The sequence below is a fragment of the Microbaculum marinisediminis genome, from assembly GCF_025397915.1.
Taxonomy (GTDB): domain Bacteria; phylum Pseudomonadota; class Alphaproteobacteria; order Rhizobiales; family Tepidamorphaceae; genus Microbaculum; species Microbaculum marinisediminis.
In genome coordinates, this window is the sequence record NZ_JALIDZ010000005.1 from 177,637 (window position 1) to 194,648 (window position 17,012).

The 17,012-nt window shown below is 67.1% G+C and carries 17 protein-coding genes and 1 other RNA gene; 13 read left to right on the plus strand and 5 right to left on the minus strand.

Going from position 1 to position 17,012, the window contains the following annotated elements:
- Positions 1-72: 72 nt before the first annotated feature.
- Positions 73-434: a transfer-messenger RNA gene (ssrA, locus tag MUB46_RS12350) on the minus strand.
- 62 nt (positions 435-496) lie between these two features.
- Between ssrA and MUB46_RS12355 the strand changes: the two genes are divergently transcribed.
- Positions 497-1,312 (plus strand): crotonase/enoyl-CoA hydratase family protein, encoded by an 816-nt coding sequence (locus tag MUB46_RS12355; protein WP_261616222.1) that lies wholly within the window; start codon positions 497-499, stop codon positions 1,310-1,312.
- An 88-nt stretch (positions 1,313-1,400) separates the two neighbouring features.
- Complete coding sequence (locus MUB46_RS12360) at positions 1,401-1,856, plus strand: hypothetical protein (protein WP_261616223.1); 456 nt, start codon at positions 1,401-1,403, stop codon at positions 1,854-1,856.
- On the opposite strand, the gene MUB46_RS12365 is transcribed toward MUB46_RS12360, so the two are convergent.
- Both MUB46_RS12365 and MUB46_RS12370 read right to left on the minus strand, forming a co-directional pair.
- Complete coding sequence (locus MUB46_RS12365) at positions 1,754-2,653, minus strand: potassium channel family protein (protein ID WP_261616224.1); 900 nt, start codon at positions 2,651-2,653, stop codon at positions 1,754-1,756. The two genes, MUB46_RS12360 and MUB46_RS12365, sit on opposite strands and share 103 nt — an antisense overlap.
- Positions 2,654-2,721: 68 nt before the next feature.
- Positions 2,722-4,494, minus strand: coding sequence for an adenylate/guanylate cyclase domain-containing protein (locus MUB46_RS12370; RefSeq protein WP_261616225.1), 1,773 nt, complete (start codon positions 4,492-4,494; stop codon positions 2,722-2,724).
- A gap of 194 nt (positions 4,495-4,688) precedes the next feature.
- Here MUB46_RS12370 and MUB46_RS12375 point away from each other — a divergent pair, with 194 nt between their 5' ends.
- The 10 genes from MUB46_RS12375 (at position 4,689) to MUB46_RS12420 (ending at position 13,314) form a co-directional block, all read left to right on the plus strand.
- Positions 4,689-5,483, plus strand: coding sequence for a thymidylate synthase (locus tag MUB46_RS12375; protein WP_261616226.1), 795 nt, complete (start codon positions 4,689-4,691; stop codon positions 5,481-5,483).
- A 31-nt stretch (positions 5,484-5,514) separates the two neighbouring features.
- Complete coding sequence (locus MUB46_RS12380; protein ID WP_261616227.1) at positions 5,515-5,850, plus strand: DMT family transporter; 336 nt, start codon at positions 5,515-5,517, stop codon at positions 5,848-5,850.
- Between the two features lie 18 nt (positions 5,851-5,868).
- Positions 5,869-6,384, plus strand: a complete 516-nt coding sequence (locus MUB46_RS12385; protein ID WP_261616228.1) for a GNAT family N-acetyltransferase — start codon at positions 5,869-5,871, stop codon at positions 6,382-6,384.
- Positions 6,381-6,893 carry a dihydrofolate reductase gene (locus MUB46_RS12390; RefSeq protein WP_261616229.1) on the plus strand — a complete coding sequence of 171 codons (513 nt, stop codon included), beginning with the start codon at positions 6,381-6,383 and terminating at the stop codon, positions 6,891-6,893. The genes MUB46_RS12385 and MUB46_RS12390 overlap by 4 nt, the downstream gene beginning before the upstream one ends.
- Positions 6,894-7,056: 163 nt before the next feature.
- Complete coding sequence (locus MUB46_RS12395) at positions 7,057-8,052, plus strand: class A beta-lactamase-related serine hydrolase (RefSeq protein WP_261616230.1); 996 nt, start codon at positions 7,057-7,059, stop codon at positions 8,050-8,052.
- Between the two features lie 77 nt (positions 8,053-8,129).
- Positions 8,130-9,257, plus strand: a complete 1,128-nt coding sequence (locus tag MUB46_RS12400) for an S-(hydroxymethyl)glutathione dehydrogenase/class III alcohol dehydrogenase (protein WP_261616231.1) — start codon at positions 8,130-8,132, stop codon at positions 9,255-9,257.
- A 147-nt stretch (positions 9,258-9,404) separates the two neighbouring features.
- A complete protein-coding gene (gene hflK, locus MUB46_RS12405; RefSeq protein WP_261616232.1) occupies positions 9,405-10,538 on the plus strand; it encodes an FtsH protease activity modulator HflK in 1,134 nt (377 codons plus the stop codon).
- Positions 10,535-11,449: a protease modulator HflC gene (gene hflC, locus MUB46_RS12410; RefSeq protein WP_261616233.1), complete on the plus strand. Its 915-nt coding sequence runs from the start codon at positions 10,535-10,537 to the stop codon at positions 11,447-11,449. The genes hflK and hflC overlap by 4 nt, the downstream gene beginning before the upstream one ends.
- Positions 11,446-11,631 (plus strand): DUF2065 domain-containing protein, encoded by a 186-nt coding sequence (locus MUB46_RS12415; RefSeq protein WP_261616234.1) that lies wholly within the window; start codon positions 11,446-11,448, stop codon positions 11,629-11,631. Before hflC ends, MUB46_RS12415 begins: the two co-directional genes overlap by 4 nt.
- Before the next feature lie 156 nt (positions 11,632-11,787).
- Positions 11,788-13,314 carry a DegQ family serine endoprotease gene (locus tag MUB46_RS12420; protein ID WP_261616235.1) on the plus strand — a complete coding sequence of 509 codons (1,527 nt, stop codon included), beginning with the start codon at positions 11,788-11,790 and terminating at the stop codon, positions 13,312-13,314.
- A 113-nt stretch (positions 13,315-13,427) separates the two neighbouring features.
- Here MUB46_RS12420 and serB read toward each other — a convergent pair whose 3' ends face one another.
- A complete protein-coding gene (serB, locus tag MUB46_RS12425) occupies positions 13,428-14,318 on the minus strand; it encodes a phosphoserine phosphatase SerB (RefSeq protein ID WP_261616236.1) in 891 nt (296 codons plus the stop codon).
- On the opposite strand from serB, the gene miaA reads away from it, so the two are divergent.
- Positions 14,317-15,270: a tRNA (adenosine(37)-N6)-dimethylallyltransferase MiaA gene (gene miaA, locus MUB46_RS12430; RefSeq protein ID WP_261616237.1), complete on the plus strand. Its 954-nt coding sequence runs from the start codon at positions 14,317-14,319 to the stop codon at positions 15,268-15,270. The two genes, serB and miaA, sit on opposite strands and share 2 nt — an antisense overlap.
- 21 nt (positions 15,271-15,291) lie before the next feature.
- Here the strand turns inward: miaA and MUB46_RS12435 are convergent, their stop codons facing one another.
- Positions 15,292-16,950, minus strand: a complete 1,659-nt coding sequence (locus MUB46_RS12435; RefSeq protein WP_261616238.1) for a chromosome condensation regulator RCC1 — start codon at positions 16,948-16,950, stop codon at positions 15,292-15,294.
- Between the last annotated feature and the right edge of the window lie 62 nt (positions 16,951-17,012).

Below are 17,012 nucleotides of genomic sequence, written 5' to 3' on the forward strand. Positions count from 1 at the left end.
CCTGCCCTGATCGACCCCCGATTGAAATCCCGCTTTACAATGAACACGGCCGTCAGCGCGGCCGTGAAATTAAGTGGAGGCTTCTGTTGCCAGGTGCCTCCGAACCCCGCCTGACGGAGCTAACCCGTCAGGGCTTTGATCGGTGTTTCAAACCGCCTTACGCGGCCTGAGCAACCGGAGCATAGTTGTCGTTGGCAACTATAAAGATGGCCCGATACGGTGGTACCATGCCGAGCGAAAGTCCGCCCTTTACGCCCTCGTCGATCCTGTTTCGCCCCCGCCACAGCCGACCGACATCCGGTTCGATCGGTTCTGGTGGAGGCGCCGGGTACTGCCCCCGGGTCCGATGGGTTTATTCCGACGGCCGTTTATCGCCATAGTCGGCTCGCGCCGACGCACCCAATATAGGGACGGAATCGGGCCGTGAAAAGGCGCGCGCCCGACCGGAAAAGCGAAACGGGATAATCAGATCGCCAAAAAACGGGGGAATTGAGCCATGAGCGTGACGATCGAGCGCAACGGCGGGGTCCGGACCGTCGTCCTGAGCCGGCCGCAGGCGCGCAACGCCGTCGATCCCGACACGGCGGAGGCGCTGGTCGCGGCCTTCGACGCCTTCGAGGCGGACGAATCCGCCTCCGTCGCGGTGTTTTGGGGCGCGGGCGGTACATTCTGCGCCGGTTTCGACCTGAAGCACGCCGCCGGCGGGGCTGCCGAGATCGGCAATCTTTCGTTCTCCGAGGTGCCTGCCGACGACAGGGTGGGCGATCCGGCGGTTGAACCGCGCGGGCCGATGGGACCGACGCGCATGCAGCTGTCCAAGCCGGTGATCGCCGCGGTCTCCGGCCCGGCGGTCGCCGGTGGCATGGAGCTGGCGCTGTGGTGCGACATGCGGGTGATGGAGGAGAATGCCTATTTCGGCGTCTACTGCCGCCGCTGGGGGGTGCCGCTGATCGATGGCGGCACGATACGCCTGCCGCGCCTCGTCGGCATGGGCCGGGCGATGGACCTGATCCTGACCGGGCGAAAGGTGGCGGCGGACGAGGCGCTGCGCATCGGCCTGTGCGACCGGGTGGTGCCGCCCGGACAGGCGCGCGCGGCGGCGGAGGACCTGGCCCACGAAATCGCGCGATTTCCCCAGATGTGCCTGCGGGCCGACCGGGCGTCGGCCTATGCCCAGTGGGACATGGACATGCGGGCGGCGCTGCGCCGCGAGTTCGAGGGCGGGTTGCCGGCGCTGGAAGCCGAGGCCATCGGCGGCGCGGCCCGGTTTGCCGGTGGCAAGGGACGCGGCGGCGACTTCAACGCGATTTGAGTTGGCCGCGCCGTCGCGGTGGTGGATGCTGCCTGTCGGTGCTGGAACCGGAGCCTGTCACCGGGGGCCCTACACCGGGGAGACAACGATGGATCGATCCGCCGTCCTTGCCAGCGTATTCGGCGCGACCGTGCTGGCCGTTGCCTTCGCCGGTCCGGCGCGGGCGGATGCGATCGACGGGACGTGGTGCGCCGCCGACGGCCGGATCATGGAAATCCATGGCCCCGCCATCACCACGCCGGGCGGCACGGAGACGATCGGCGACTACAGCCGCCACGCCTTCGCCTACGAGGTTCCCGACGGTGAAACGGCCGCTGGCGCGACCGTGCGCATGGTGCTGGCGAGCGAGGACATCATCCACCTGACAGTCGGCCACCCGAAATTCGGCGCACAGGCCGCCGATCCCGAGGTCTGGCAGCGCTGCGACACGGTCAGCCGGCTTCAGGTCATCCCCTCGGTCTCGATGTTGATGAGCCGGCCGCAATGCTTGCAGTGGACCGCGTCCGGATCGTGCAGCGTCAGGCCGCAATCGGGGCAGGTGTAGCGGACCTTGTTGGGCCGGAAGACGGTCTGCACCAGCCGCAGGAACAGGGCCACGCCGACCACCATGATGACGATCGACAGCAGGCGGCCGTTGCGGTCCTGCAGGGTGATGTCGCCGAACCCCGTCGTCGTCAGCGTCGTCACCGTGAAATAGAGCGCGTCCAGATAGTTGGTGATCTGCGGATTGATCTCGTCCTCGATGACGTAGACCAGCGCGGTGATCGTGAACACGAAGACGGCGAGATTGATCAAGCTGTGCAGCATTTCCTCGTTGCGCCGCACGAAGGGCACGTCGCGCCGCAAGTCCCGCATGACGTGATGGGAGCGCAGCAGCCGCAGCGAGCGCAGCACCCGCAGGAAGGCCAGGTTCTCGAAGAACAGCGGCAATAGCAGCGAAACGATGATCAGCATGTCGGCGATCGAGGTGATCTGGAGCAGGTAGGCCGACTTGCTCCGCGATATCCAGAGGCGCGCCACGAAGTCGAGCGTGATCGGGATCACGATGATGATGTCGAGGACGATGATCCAGGGCGGATTGTGCAGCGGCGTCGTCAGGACGAAGAACGCGATCAGCGCCAGATCGAAGGCCAGCAGACCGTAGCGGAACCGGCTCGCCCGCTTGTCGGTCCCCTCGTAGAGGCGGAGGACCTGCGCCTTGCGCTCGCGCCACGCCGCCGCCCGGGGGGATTCCGTCTTTCCCGTCGCGCGCGCAGGCTTGTCCGTCGCCGGTTTCCGCGCCGCCTTCGCGGCGGCTCCCTCGGCGGTCTTGGCGCCTTGCTTCTTTGCCGCCCTTGCCATGGATGACAGCAGACCCGATCCCGCTGCCGAGGTCCAGATGCCCGCGGCCGCGGGCTACCCGCGGCGGATCAGTCGGGCAGGCCCGCCTTCGCCAGGCCCTCGCGGATCCGCTGGGGGTATTCGGGCCGCTGGAACGGCAGGCGGCCGACATGGGCGTCGAACGAATAGCTCGGGTTGATCGTCTTCAACTCGCCCCAGACCCGCCGCGCCTCGTCGATCTCGCCGAGGTGGCCGAGCGTGGCGGCCAGATAGGCGCGCGACATGTCGGTTTCCGGAACCTGCACAATGCGGGCGCGCAACTCGGCGGCGGCGGTTTCGTACTTGCCGGACAAAAGGTGGGCGAGGCCCAGGAAATGCAGGTAGCTGTGGCCGTTCGCCGGATCCAGGCGCAGGGCGCGCTCGATCTCCGGGACGGCCGCGTCCGGTTGCCCGCCGAAGATGTGGCGGACGCCCTTGGAGTTGATGGCGGGCGCGAAGTTGGGGCTTAGCGCGAGCGCCTTCTCGACCTCGATTTCGGACCGGTCGTAGTCCTTCGAGAACCCGGCGGCGACCGAGGCCACGTAGTGGCAGTAGGGATCGTTCGGCGCCTTCTCGACCGCCTGGTCGGCATAGCGCATCGCGGTCTCCAGCGATCGATCGGGTTCGTCGCTCCAGCGGTTCTGGAAGTCGTAGAGATAGGCCATCGCCATGCCGCCGTAAGATTCGCCGTAGTCGGGATCGAGCGCGATGGCGCCCTCGAGCAGGGCGACGGCGCTGCGGAAGATCGCGGCGTCCTTGGCCGCGCCGTGCAGAAGGGCGCGGGCGCGCAGGACCAGATCATGCGCCTCCACGTTCGTCGTCGCTTCGCCGGACAGGCGGGCGGATTCGGACGCGCTCAGCTTCACCTTCAGCGCGTCGACGATCATCCGTGTCACCTCGTCCTGAAGCTCGAAGATGTCGGTCAGGTCGCGGTCGTAGCGCTCCGCCCACAGGTGCGCGCCGTTGGCCGCGTCGATGAGCTGGGCGTTAATGCGCACCCGGTTGCCGGCCCGGCGGATCGAGCCTTCCAGCACCGACTTCACGCCGAGTTCGCGGGCGACCGTGCGGATGTCGATGCTCCGGCCCTTGTAGGCGAAGCTCGAGTTCCGCGCGATCACGATCAGGCCGGCGACCTTCGACAGGTCGGTGATAATGTCCTCGGAGATGCCGTCGGAAAAATACTCCTGCTCGGGATCGCCGGACATGTTGTCGAACGGCAGCACCGCGATCGAGGCCCGGCCATTGGACTTTTGCGCCGGCTCGGGCGCCTGCCGATCCGGCTGGGCGGCCGCCCCGTCGCCGTCGGGATGCCATTTCCACGTGCGGATGGGGCGGTCGATGTTCTTGGCGCTCACCTCGCCGCAGTCGCTGAAGGCGATGTCGATCCGGCCCTGGACGCTTTCGTTGACGATCGAGGAGATGCACACGCCGCCGGGCTCCGCCAGGGATTCCAGGCGCGCGGCGATATTGACGCCGTCGCCGTAGATGTCGTCGCCCTCGATGATGACATCGCCCAGATTGACGCCGATCCGCAGGACGATGCCGTCGTCGTCGGACCCGGCCGCCGCCTTGACCGCGCGCTGGATGGCGAGGGCGCACCGCACCGCGTCGAGCGCGCTGGCGAACTCGACCAGGGTGCCGTCGCCGACAAGCTTGACCACCCGCCCGTTGTTCTCCGCGACGGTCGGATCGAACAGGGCCTCGCGATGGTGCTTCAGCGCTTCGAGCGTGCCGGCCTCGTCGGCCCCCATCATGCGGGAATAGCCGACGACGTCGGCTACCAGAATGGCCGCGAGCCGCCGATTTGTGCGTATTTCAGGCATGCCCCATTCGTAGCGGATAATCGCTGAAGCCGATAGTCTGGCAATAGCGCCGCGACACGGGACCGGCGCGCGAAGCACTAGGCCGGTCTGGGGCGTTTTCCCCCGAAGAGCCGGTCCTGCTTCTAGTCGGTGCCGCCACCGCTGAACGCGGCGGCGGAATCGCGTAGACTGGCGTGCCGAGACTGGAAACCGCCATGCGCCAATATCAAGATCTGCTGCGCCGCATCCTGGATGACGGCCTGGAAAAGGACGACCGCACCGGCACGGGCACTCGTAGCGTGTTCGGCCATCAGATGCGCTTCGATCTCGCCGAGGGCTTCCCGATGGTGACGACCAAGAAGCTGCACCTGAAGTCGATCGTCCACGAGCTGCTGTGGTTCCTGAAGGGCGATACCAACATCGCCTATCTGAAGGAACACGGCGTCAGGATCTGGGACGAATGGGCCGACGAGAACGGCGATCTCGGCCCGGTCTACGGCCATCAGTGGCGCTCGTGGCCGACACCGGACGGCGGGGCGATCGACCAGATTTCGCAGGTGGTCGCGCAGATCCGCTCCAATCCGGACTCGCGCCGCCTGATCGTCACCGCCTGGAACCCGGCGGACGTGGAGAAGATGGCGCTGCCGCCGTGCCACTGCCTGTTCCAGTTCTGGGTGGGCGACGGCAAGCTGTCGTGCCAGCTCTATCAGCGCTCGGCCGACGTGTTCCTCGGGGTGCCGTTCAACATCGCCTCCTATGCGCTGCTCACCATGATGGTGGCGCAGGTGACGGGTCTGAAGCCCGGCGACTTCGTGCACACGCTCGGCGACGCGCATCTGTATTCGAACCATCTCGAGCAGGCCCGGCTGCAGCTTTCGCGCCCACCGCGTCCCCTGCCGACGATGCACATCAATCCGGCCGTCACCGACATCTTCGGCTTCGTCTACGAGGATTTCGCGCTGGAAGGCTACGACCCGCACCCGCACATCAAGGCCGAGGTGGCCGTCTAGGCCGCCCCACGGCGTTTTTCCCGGAGCACGCATGCCGATCCATCTGGTGCATCTGATTGTCGCCATCATCGCGGAAGTCATCGCGACGTCGGCGCTGAAGGCCTCGAACGGCTTCACGGTGCTGGTGCCGTCCATCGTCGTCATCGTCGGCTATGCGATCGCGTTCTATTTCCTCGCCCTGACGCTCAAGGTCATGCCGGTGGGCGTGACCTACGCGATCTGGTCCGGGCTCGGCGTCGTGCTCGTCGCCATGGTCGGGACCGTCCTGTATCGGCAGGTCCCGGATGTCTGGGCGATGCTGGGGATCGCCCTGATCATGGCGGGGGTCATCGTCATCAACCTCATGTCCAAGACGGTGACGCATTGAAGACGGTCGCGGGGGACCATGCCGAAAACCGATAGGTCCGGACGCGACGGCCGAATCGCCATACGACCCGCCTGGCCCGGCGAGGCGGGGCTGGTGCTGTCCTTCATCCGGGAGCTCGCCGAGTTCGAGAAGCTCGGACACGAGGTGACCGCGAGCGAGCAGCGCATCGACCGGGCCCTGTTCGGGCCGATGCCGCGCGCCTACTGCGACATCGCCGAGTGGGAGGGCGAGCCGGCCGGCTTCGCGCTGTGGTTCTACAATTTCTCGACCTTCCGCGGGCAGCACGGCATCTACCTGGAAGACCTGTTCGTGAAGCCCGGGTTCCGCGGCAAGGGAATCGGCAAGGCGTTGCTCGCCCGGCTGGCGCGGCGCTGCGTCGAGGAGGGGCTGGGCCGGCTCGAATGGTGGGTGCTCGACTGGAACGAGGCGGCGATAGACGTCTACCGGTCGCTCGGCGCCGAGGCGATGGACGAGTGGACGGTCTTCCGGCTCAGCGGCGAGGCGCTGGACCGGCTGGCGGGGCAAGCGGAATGACCATTCGACTTTCGATCATCGTCGCCATGGCCGAGAACCGCGTCATCGGGCGCGACAACGGGCTGCCGTGGCGGCTGCCGACGGACCTGCGGCACTTCAAGGCGGTGACGATGGGCAAGCCGGTCGTCATGGGCCGCAAGACCTTCGACTCGATCGGCCGGCCGCTGCCGGGGCGCGACAACATCGTGGTCACGCGCGGCACCGGGATCGCCTCCGACCAGGTTCACGTCGCCTATTCGCTGGGCGAGGCGGTGGGCCTGGCCGAGGATTTCGCCCGCGACCGCGGGCTCGACGAGATCTTCATCATCGGCGGCGCGCAGATCTACGAGGAGGCGATCGGCCGGGCGGAGCGACTTTATGTCACCGAGGTCGCCGGGACACCGGACGGCGACGCCCATTTCCCGGTCATCGATCCGAAGGCCTGGCGGCAGGTTTCCCGCGAGGGACCGGTGCAGGGCGAAAAGGATTCCGCGCCGATGACCTTCGTGGTCTACGAGCGGGTCATTTGAAGGGCACTTTTTGTGGGCTGCCGGAGCCGGGCCCGGACAATGCGCGATGGCCGGATGGCTTGTTCACACAAGGTTAGGCCTAAATGGCCAAATTCGGTGGCCTGTCCGGGGAGGGCTAATCGGTCCGGATGGCGACGAGAACAAATATGACAGGAAAATCAAAATGATGGATCGACGCGGCGTACTTGGTTTGTCAGTCCCGGCGGCTCTTGGGGTAATGACCCTGCCAGCGGCGGCGGAGCGACGTCCGAGGTTCAATATCGACGAGCCGTTGCAAAAGCTCGCCGAGCTGCCCGGCACGTCGAGCTACAAATTCGAGGTCGGAACGAACGGCACGATTTTCAATGCTGCATACCGCTCGGATGCTCAGATGTTCGTCGGCAGCGCGGTCAAGACATTCTTCCTTTTGAAGTTCCTCCAGGACGTGGAGCGCGGCAAGAAATCGGAATCGGACTTGCTGCCGGTCAACAATAAAATCCGTTCCCTCAGCAGCCCGGTTTTCCTGAATTTGAGGGGGGAGACGCCGGCCCGCTCGCTGCTCGAGGCGATGATCACGCACAGCGACAATACGGCAACCGATGCCATCCTGAAGAGCGTTGGCCCGCAGCGGGTTCGCAGGTTGGTCAGGCGCATGGGCCTGAAATCCATCAGGTTTCCGGGATCCACCCGGCTCTTGTTCTCCTATCTCGCCGGAGCGCCGTACGGCGTCGACAAGGGATGGCGGGGCATGAAGGCGATCATGCAGGACAAGCTGTTCGGCTTTCCCCGGTCCCCGGACAACGGCCGCGAGACGATGAAGGGGTCGGCGGATGACTTCGTCGAGTACTATACGCGGGCTCTTTCCGGCGAATTCTTTAAAAGCCCGGCGACGCTGACGGAGTTCAAGAGAATCCAGGCCATGGCGAGTGCCATCGTGCGCGTCGTTCCCGCCGATACGGTGGCCTACGCCAAGGGCGGTAGCATCGAGTGGCTGGACTTCAATGCTTTATGTCTGCCCGGCCAGATGATCGTCTCCGGAACCCCGGTCACGTTCTGCGTCACCGTGAACTGGGATGGCCCTCCTGATACGATCCCCGTAGTCTCGGGGCAGTTGGTGGAGGCGATGTCCGAAATCTTGCTGGAAATCGCCAAGACGCTGGCGCCCGGGCAGTACAGCTAGGCATTTGGCCCCTTTGTCGGGTATTCACGCTGCGGACTTCAGGCGCCGCTGTTTGTTTTGAAAAGGAGATCACACGTATGAAATCTCGCGCCGCTGTGGCCTTCGAGGCCGGTAAGCCGCTCGAAATCGCCGAAGTGGACCTGGAGGGCCCGCGCGAGGGCGAGGTCCTTGTCGAGATCAAGGCGACCGGCATCTGCCACACCGACGAATTCACGCTTTCGGGCGCCGATCCGGAGGGGTTGTTCCCCGCGATCCTCGGCCACGAGGGCGCCGGCGTCGTCGTCGACGTGGGAGCGGGCGTGAAGGGCCTGAAGAAGGGCGACCACGTCATCCCGCTCTACACGCCGGAATGCCGCGAGTGCCCGTCCTGCCTGTCGCAGAAGACCAACCTGTGCACCGCCATCCGCGCCACCCAGGGCCAGGGCCTGATGCCCGACGGTTCGTCGCGCTTCTCGCTCGATGGCAAGCCGCTGTTCCACTACATGGGCACGTCGACCTTCTCGAACTACACGGTGCTGCCGGAGATCGCCCTGGCGAAGATCCGCGAGGACGCGCCGTTCGACAAGGTCTGCTACATCGGCTGCGGCGTCACCACCGGCATCGGCGCGGTGATCCACACGGCCAAGGTCGAGGAGGGCGCCACCGCCGTCGTGTTCGGCCTCGGCGGCATCGGCCTCAACGTCATCCAGGGGCTCAGGCTCGCCGGCGCCGACATGATCATCGGTGTCGACCTCAACAATTCCAAGAAGGAATGGGGCGAGCGATTCGGCATGACCCATTTCGTCAACCCGACCGAGATCGGCGGCGACCTGGTGTCCTATCTGGTCGACCTGACCAAGCGCGGCGCCGACCAGATCGGCGGTGCCGACTACACGTTCGACTGCACCGGCAACGTGACGGTGATGCGCCAGGCGCTGGAATGCGCCCATCGCGGCTGGGGCCAATCGATCGTCATCGGCGTGGCGCCGGCGGGGGCGGAGATCTCCACCCGGCCGTTCCAGCTCGTCACCGGCCGGGTGTGGAAGGGCACCGCCTTCGGCGGCGCGCGCGGCCGCACCGACGTGCCGAAGATCGTCGAATGGTACATGGACGGCAAGATCGAGATCGATCCGATGATCACCCACACCCTGCCGCTTCAGGACATAAACAAAGGCTTCGACCTGATGCACGCGGGTGAATCGATCCGTTCGGTGGTGATTTACTGAGAAAGCCGCTCGACCGTTGACATTTTTGCCGGCGGAACCCACGTCTGCCGGCAACTCGGCTTTCGTTGAAAGGCCGTGAAGCCTGACCTATAACCCCGGCGACAAGCAAAACGCCGGGGACCGGCACAATTCCGACAAGGAGCATTCATGCCCTGGAGCAATCAAGGCGGCGGCGGCGGTGGCTGGCGCGGAGGCAGCGGGGGCCCCTGGGGCAGCCCGCCGAGCGGCGGCGGATCGGGCGGACAGCCGCCGGATCTCGAGGAAATCCTCCGACGCAGCCAGGACCGGTTGAAATCGGTCATGCCGGGCGGTTCCATGGGCGGCAAGGGCCTTGCCCTGATCCTGCTCGTGCTGATCGCGCTTTGGGGCTTCAGCGGCGTCTACCGCGTCAACACGGACGAGCAGGGCGTGGTGTTGCGCTTCGGCCAGTTCGTCACCCAGACCGGTCCGGGCCTGCACTATCACCTGCCGTATCCGATCGAGTCCGTGCTGACGCCGCAGGTGACGCGCATCAACCGCATCGACATCGGCATGCGCCTGCTCGAGAACGGCCGTTCGACGACGACGAGCGACGTGCCGGAGGAAAGCCTGATCCTGACCGGCGACGAGAACATCATCGACGTCGACGTGTCGGTGTTCTGGAAGATCAACAATGCGCCGGACTATCTGTTCAATATCCAGAATCCGGAAGGGACCGTGAAGGCGGTGGCCGAAAGCGCCATGCGCGAGGTCATCGGCCGCAGCCAGCTGCAGCCGGTTCTGACCCAGGCGCGCGCCATCACCGAGCAGGACGTGCTGGAGCTGATGCAGCAGACGCTGGATACCTATGGATCGGGCATCCAGATCACCCAGGTGCAGCTGCAGAAGGTGGACCCGCCGGCGCAGGTCATCGATGCGTTCCGCGACGTGCAGGCCGCCCGCGCCGACCAGGAGCGGCTGCGCAACGAGGCCCAGGCCTACGCCAACCGGGTGGTCCCGGAAGCGCGCGGTCAGGCGGCCCAGATCACCCAGCAGGCCGAAGCCTATCGTGAGCGCACGGTCAACGAGGCGAAGGGTCAGGCCGACCGCTTCACCAAGGTCTACGAGGAATACAAGAAGGCGCCGGAAGTGACCCGTGAACGCCTGTTCCTGGAGACCATGGAACGGGTGCTCGGCCAGACCGACAAGATCATCATCGACGAGAAGGCCGGCGGCTCGGGCGTCGTGCCCTACCTGCCGCTCGATCAACTCAATCGCCAGAGCCCGCGCGCGACGGGCACCGCTTCGGGAGCCGCGCAATGAACCGGTCGTTCCTCATAGGTTTCCTGGTTCTCATCGTGATCGGGCTGGTGGCGCTGTACAGCTCGCTGTTCACCGTCTACCAGACCCAGCAGGCGCTGGTGCTGCGCTTCGGCGAACCGCTTCGCACCATCAGCGAGCCGGGGCTGCACTGGAAGGTGCCGATCGCGGATAACGTGGTGTTTCTCGACAAGCGGATCCTCGACCTCGATTCGCCGGTTCAGGAGGTCATCGCCTCCGACCAGAAGCGGCTCGTCGTCGATGCCTTCGCCCGCTACCGGATCACCAATCCGCTGGTGTTCTACCAGTCGATCGGCAACATCAGGGACGCGAACTCCCGCCTGTCCACGATCCTCAATTCGGCGGTCAGGCGTGTGCTCGGTGATGCGACCTTCTTCGCGGTGGTGCGCGACGACCGGCCTCAGCTGATGGCTCAGATCACGAGCCAGATGAACCGCGAGGCGCAGAGCTTCGGCATCACCGTCGTCGACGTGCGCATCCGCCGCGCCGACCTGCCTCAGGCCAACTCGGAGGCGATCTTCCGGCGCATGCAGACGGAACGTCAGCAGGAGGCCGCCCAGATCCGCGCCGTGGGCGAGGAGCAGGCGCGCCGCATCCGCTCGCGGGCCGATCGCGACGCCACGGTGATCGTGGCGGAGGCGAACCGGGAATCCGAGCAGATCCGAGGTTTGGGCGATGCCGAGCGCAGCGGCATCTTCGCCGAGGCGTTCAACCAAGACCCGGACTTCTTCGCCTTCTATCGGTCGATGCAGGCCTATGACCAGGCGCTGGCGCAGCAGGATACCCGGTTCCTGCTGTCTCCGAATTCGGATTTCTTCCGCTATTTCGGCACGCCGTTCGGGGCCGAGCGTAGGCCCGGTATCGGAGGTCCGCCCGCCGCTCCGACTCAATGAGCGACCTCGTCGTCGCGCTCGGGCTGGTGCTGGTGATAGAAGGCGTGATCTACGCCGCATTTCCGTCCGGCTTGAAGCGGATGCTGGCGAGTGCGCTCGCCACGCCCGATTCGACGCTCCGCGCCGGCGGGCTGGCGGCCGCGGTCTTCGGCCTGCTGCTGGTTTGGCTGGTCAGGGGCTGAGGGCCCTCGGGCTTGGGGCACACCAGCCCGGGGCACACGAATGCGTGACTACCGGCCGCGCCGTCGGCCGGTAGTATAGTCTGTTCCAAACCACGGTCGGCGCAGATGCCAGTGAGCATCGGCGTTACCCTCTTGCAGGTAATCGGAGGCTTTCACATGGCGGTTGAGCAACGGTCGTTCCCCCGCGAAATCGGGCGCCGGATCGGGCGCGGGATCGGGCGTCTGGGGGCCGTCGCGTTGGCGGCGACCCTGATCGGCACCGCCGGGATCGGCGGCATTGGCGATGCCAGCGCGAAAGGCGCGCCGGATTCGTTCGCCGATCTGTCGGAAACGCTGATCGACGCGGTCGTGAACATTTCGACGTCACAGCGTGTGTCGGGATCGCGCGGCCTGCCCATGCCGAACGTGCCGGAAGGTTCGCCCTTCGAAGAGTTCTTCGACGAATTCTTCGACCGCAAGGGCGACAACGAGGAGGAGGACCGGCCGCGGCGGGTCAACTCCCTCGGCTCGGGCTTCGTCATCTCCGAGGACGGCATCATCGTCACCAACAACCACGTGATCGCCAAGGCGGACGAGATCGTCGTCAACTTCAACGACGGCTCGAAGCTTCCCGCCGAACTGATCGGCTTCGACGAGAAGACCGACGTGGCGGTCCTGCGGGTCCAGCCGCCGGAGCCGCTGAAGGCGGTGACTTTCGGCGATTCAGAATCGCTTCGCGTCGGCGACTGGGTGCTGGCGATCGGCAACCCGTTCGGCCTCGGCGGAACGGTGACGGCCGGCATCGTCTCGGCCCGCAACCGCGACATCAACGCCGGGCCCTACGACTCCTTCATCCAGACGGACGCGTCGATCAACCGGGGCAATTCCGGCGGGCCGCTGTTCGACATGGACGGCAAGGTCGTCGGCATCAACACCGCGATCATCTCGCCGTCGGGCGGCTCCATCGGCATCGGTTTCGCCGTCCCCGCCAACCTGGCCAAGAACGTCATCGACCAGCTCATCGAGTACGGCGAGACCCGGCGCGGCTGGCTCGGCGTGCGCATCCAGACGGTGACCGACGACATCGCCGAGAGCCTGGGCATGGATACGGCGAAGGGCGCGCTCGTCGCCGGCGTCAGCGAGGGCGGCCCGGCCGAGGACGGCGGGCTCGAGACCGGCGACGTCATCCTGGAGTTCGACGGCCGGCCCATCGACGAGATGCGCGAACTGCCGCGCGTGGTCGCCGACACCGAGATCGGCAAGGAAGTCGACGTCAAGGTGCTGCGCAAGGGCGAGGAGCAGACGCTCAAGGTCACAGTCGGGCGCCTCGAGGAGGGCGAGAAGCTGGCCGCGCTCAAGGACGAGCAGGACGAGGCGGAGCCGGACGGGCCGAAGAGCACCACGGTGAGCGCGCTCGGGCTCGACCTGTCGGACCTCAACGACGAGCTGCGCGAGCTCTATCAGGTCGACGAGTCGATCGCCGGCGCCGTCGTCACCGAGGTCGATCCCGCCGGGCCCGCCGCCGAGCGGCAGATCCGCGCCGGCGACGTGATCGTCGAGGTGGCGCAGGAGAAGATCGCCTCGGCCGACCAGGTCCAGGACGAGCTCGAGAAGCTGAAGGACAAGGGCCGCAAGTCGGCGCTGCTGCTGGTCGCCAATCCGGCCGGCGAGCTGCGCTTCGTGGTCGTGCCCTTCGAGGACTGACCGGGCCTTATCGGACAAATGCGGACGGCGGGTCGGAAACGGCCCGCCGATTTCGATTCAGGCGGGGCGATTCATGCGCTTCGCGTCAGGCGCTTCACAGCAGCTGGTTCGGGTCAGGCGCGGAATTCGCCGGCGTCGTAGCCCTGCAGGAACAGCAGCGCGGTGAGGTCGCCGTGGTCGATGCGTACATCGGCGACTTCGGCGACGGCGGGCTTGGCCCGGTAGGCGACGCCGAGACCGGCGGCATCCAGCATGGCGAGGTCGTTGGCACCGTCGCCGACGGCCAGCGAGGCGTTGTCGGCGATGCCGAGGCGCTCGGTGAGATCGGCGAGCGCCTGGCGCTTGGCGTCGCGGCCGAGGATCGGCTCGCGCACCACGCCGACCAGCCGGTCGCCGTCGACCATCAGCTCGTTGGCGCGGTTTTCGTCGAAGCCGACACGCGCGGCAATCTGCTCGGTGAAGAAGGTGAAGCCGCCGGAGACCAGCGCGGCGTAGGCGCCGTCGGCGCGCATGGTGGCGACGAGCGCCGCGGCGCCGGGATTGACGGTGATGCGTTCGGCGATCAGGCGGTCGAGCGTGGCGACCTCGATGCCCTTCAGCAGCGCGACGCGTTCGCGCAGCGCCGGCTCGAACGCGATCTCGCCGCGCATGGCCCGCTCTGTGATCGCGGCGACATGCTGCTTGAGGCCGACCAGGTCGGCGAGCTCGTCGATGCATTCCTGGCCGATGATGGTGGAATCCATGTCGGCGATGAGCAGTTTCTTGCGCCGGCCGTCCGCCGGCAGCACGGCGACGTCGACGGGCGCGCCGCCCAGGCCTTCGCGGAGGCGGGCTTCCAGCGATTTCGGTTCGGCAACCGCCTGCGGCAATGCTATGTCGCAGGCAACCGCCTGCATCAGCCAGCGCGGCGCGGCGCCGTCGACGCCGGAGCGGACCTGGTCCGCCAGCTCGGGCGTCACGGCGGGGGCGGCGGGATCGGAGATCAGAACGACGACGTGGGACATGAACGGTCGCGAAATACCTGTAGTTGAGCGGGAAACCGGCGCGGTGCTGATCGCCGGGCCGACGGCCAGCGGCAAGTCGGCGCTGGCGCTCGAGATCGCCGAGCGCCTCGCCGGACACCGCGCGGCTACCGTCATAAACGCGGACTCGATGCAGGTCTACGGGGAGCTGCGCATTCTCACCGCCCGGCCGAGCCCGGAGGAGGAGGGCCGCGTGCCGCACCGCCTGTACGGCCACGTCCCGATCCGGACGCCCTATTCGGTCGGCCGCTGGCTCCAGGACGTCGCGGCTGCGCTCCGCGAGACATGGGCCGGGGGCGGCATTCCGATCGTCGTCGGCGGCACCGGCCTCTATTTCAAGGCGCTGACCGAAGGGCTGTCGCCGGTCCCGGACATCCCCGACGCGGTGCGGGCGTCCGTCCGCGGCCGGCTCGATGCGGAGGGCGCCGAGGCGCTGCATGCCGAGCTCGCCGCGCGTGATCCGGCGTCCGCCGGCCGCATCTCGCCGCGCGACCCCCACCGCATCGTGCGCGCGCTGGAGGTGCTGGAGGCGACCGGACGGCCGCTGTCGGACTGGCAGAAGGAGCCGGCGGGATCGCCGCTGCTCGATCCGCGGTCGGCGCGCCGCCTGGTGCTGTGGCCCGACCGGGACTGGCTGCGCGCCCGGATCGACGCCCGGTTCGGGGCCATGCTGGAGGCCGGCGTGCTGGACGAGGTGCGCGCCGTCATGGACATGGATCTCGAACCGGATCTGCCGGGCTACCGCGCCCACGGCCTGCGCCCGCTGATCGCGCATCTTCGCGGCGAGATCACGCTCGAGGAGGCTGCGGAACGGACCAGGGCCGAGACCCGGCAGTATGCCAAGCGGCAGTTCACCTGGTTCCGCCACCAGATGGCGGACTGGGAGCGGCTGGCGCCGGGGGAGGGGCTCGCCGACGTCCTGGTCGCCAGCTAGTCGGACCCTTTCACGCGGCGCCTACCGGCCCATCGGCGGCCTCGAGATCGAGATGGACGTCGTCGCGCGGCTCCGCTTCCAGTCGCGGTTGCCGCGGAAGATCACCTTCAGGGCGTGCCGGCCCGGCCCCAGGGCGCCAAGCCGGACATTCGCCCGGCCGCTACGCACCTTGAAGGTGCCGACCTTGCGGCGGCCGTCGCGCACGATCAGCTTGCCGGCAGGGCGTCCCTTGGCCGGTGCCAGCGCCTTCACCCGCACATTGAGGCGGACGAGGCTCCGTGTGTTCGGTTTGCCCGGCCTGACCGCGATCTTCGTCCTCGTCTTGCCCTTCCGCACGACCTGCGTCAGGGGCGGAAAGGCCGTGGCATCGTAGACGCCGTCGCTGCCGTATTGGGCGGTGATGCGGCGTTTGCCGCCCCTCAGTTTCGCGGTCGAGATCGTCGCCTCGGCCCGAACCAGGGCCGTGCCGGCGCCGAAGCCGACGACGTCGACCGGGGTGTCGCTGTCCGTCGGCGCATTGCCGTCGCCGAGTTGTCCCCAATTGTCGTTGCCCCAGCACTTCACCGCGCTGCTCCTGGTCAGCGCGCAGCTGTGAAAGCTGCCGCCGGCAAGGGTGGCGGTGCTGCCGGAAAAGCCAATGACCGGCACCGGTGTGTTGGTGGCGACCGGAGCACCGCCATTGCCGAGCTGCCCGTAGGTGTTGTTGCCCCAGCAGAATGCGGTGCCGGCGTCCGTCGCGGCGCAGCTGTAGCCCCAGGCGGTATCGATCGCGGCGACGCCGCTGCCGAGCCCGATGACCGCCACCGGCGCGTTGCTGTTGGCGTTGTCGCCATTACCGAGTTCGCCGCTCGTGCCGTCACCCCAGCACCAGGCGGCGCCTGCCTTGGTGACAGCACAGGTCTGATTACTGGCCGGCTTGATGGCCGCGACGGGGCCCGGCAGTCCTATGACATCGACCGGCGTGTCGCGGTTCGTCTGCGTGCCGTCGCCGAGCTTGCCGTGAGCATTGCTGCCCCAGCACCTGGCGGCGCCTGTCTCGGTGATGGCGCAGGTGGATTGTGACCCGGCGGCGATGGCGACGACACCGCTGGACAGCCCCTGAACGGGCACGGGGCTCGCGCTGTCGACCCCCATGTTGCCGTCGCCGAGCTGGCCGCTGCCGTTGTCGCCCCAGCATTTGACGGTGCCGGCGGCGGTGACGGCGCAGGCGCTGTGGAAGCCCGCGTCGATGGCGGTGACACCGCTGGCGAGGCCGACGACCGCCATGGGTACGTGGGCGTTGTTCGGTGCGTTGCCGTCGCCGATCTGGCCGTTGCTGTTGTCGCCCCAGCATCTGACGCCGCCGGCAACGGTCAGCGCGCATGTAAAGGTGCTGCCCGTGCTGATGGTGCGTGGATCAGACCGAAAGCGCAGGGCGCCGCTGCCGAGTAGCTTCGATCCATCCTTGAGCGTCACCGTTCCGGTCGGCGCGCCGCCATTCACCCGGGCGGTGAAGGTCACCGTCTGGCCGACGGTCGAGGGATTGGGCGTGCTGGTCAGCGCGGTCGGCGAGGATCCCGCAAGCGCGGGGCCGGCAAACAGGGGGCCGACGGACAGCCCCGTGAGGGCCACAACCGAGAGGGCGATCCGGGAAAAGGAAGAAGACGCGCGAACGAAGCAGACAACGGCGATAGACCGCATCGAGAAACCCCTCCGAGAACCCGCGGAAGGCATTTCCCCCGCATTCCGATCGCCCGCCGAAT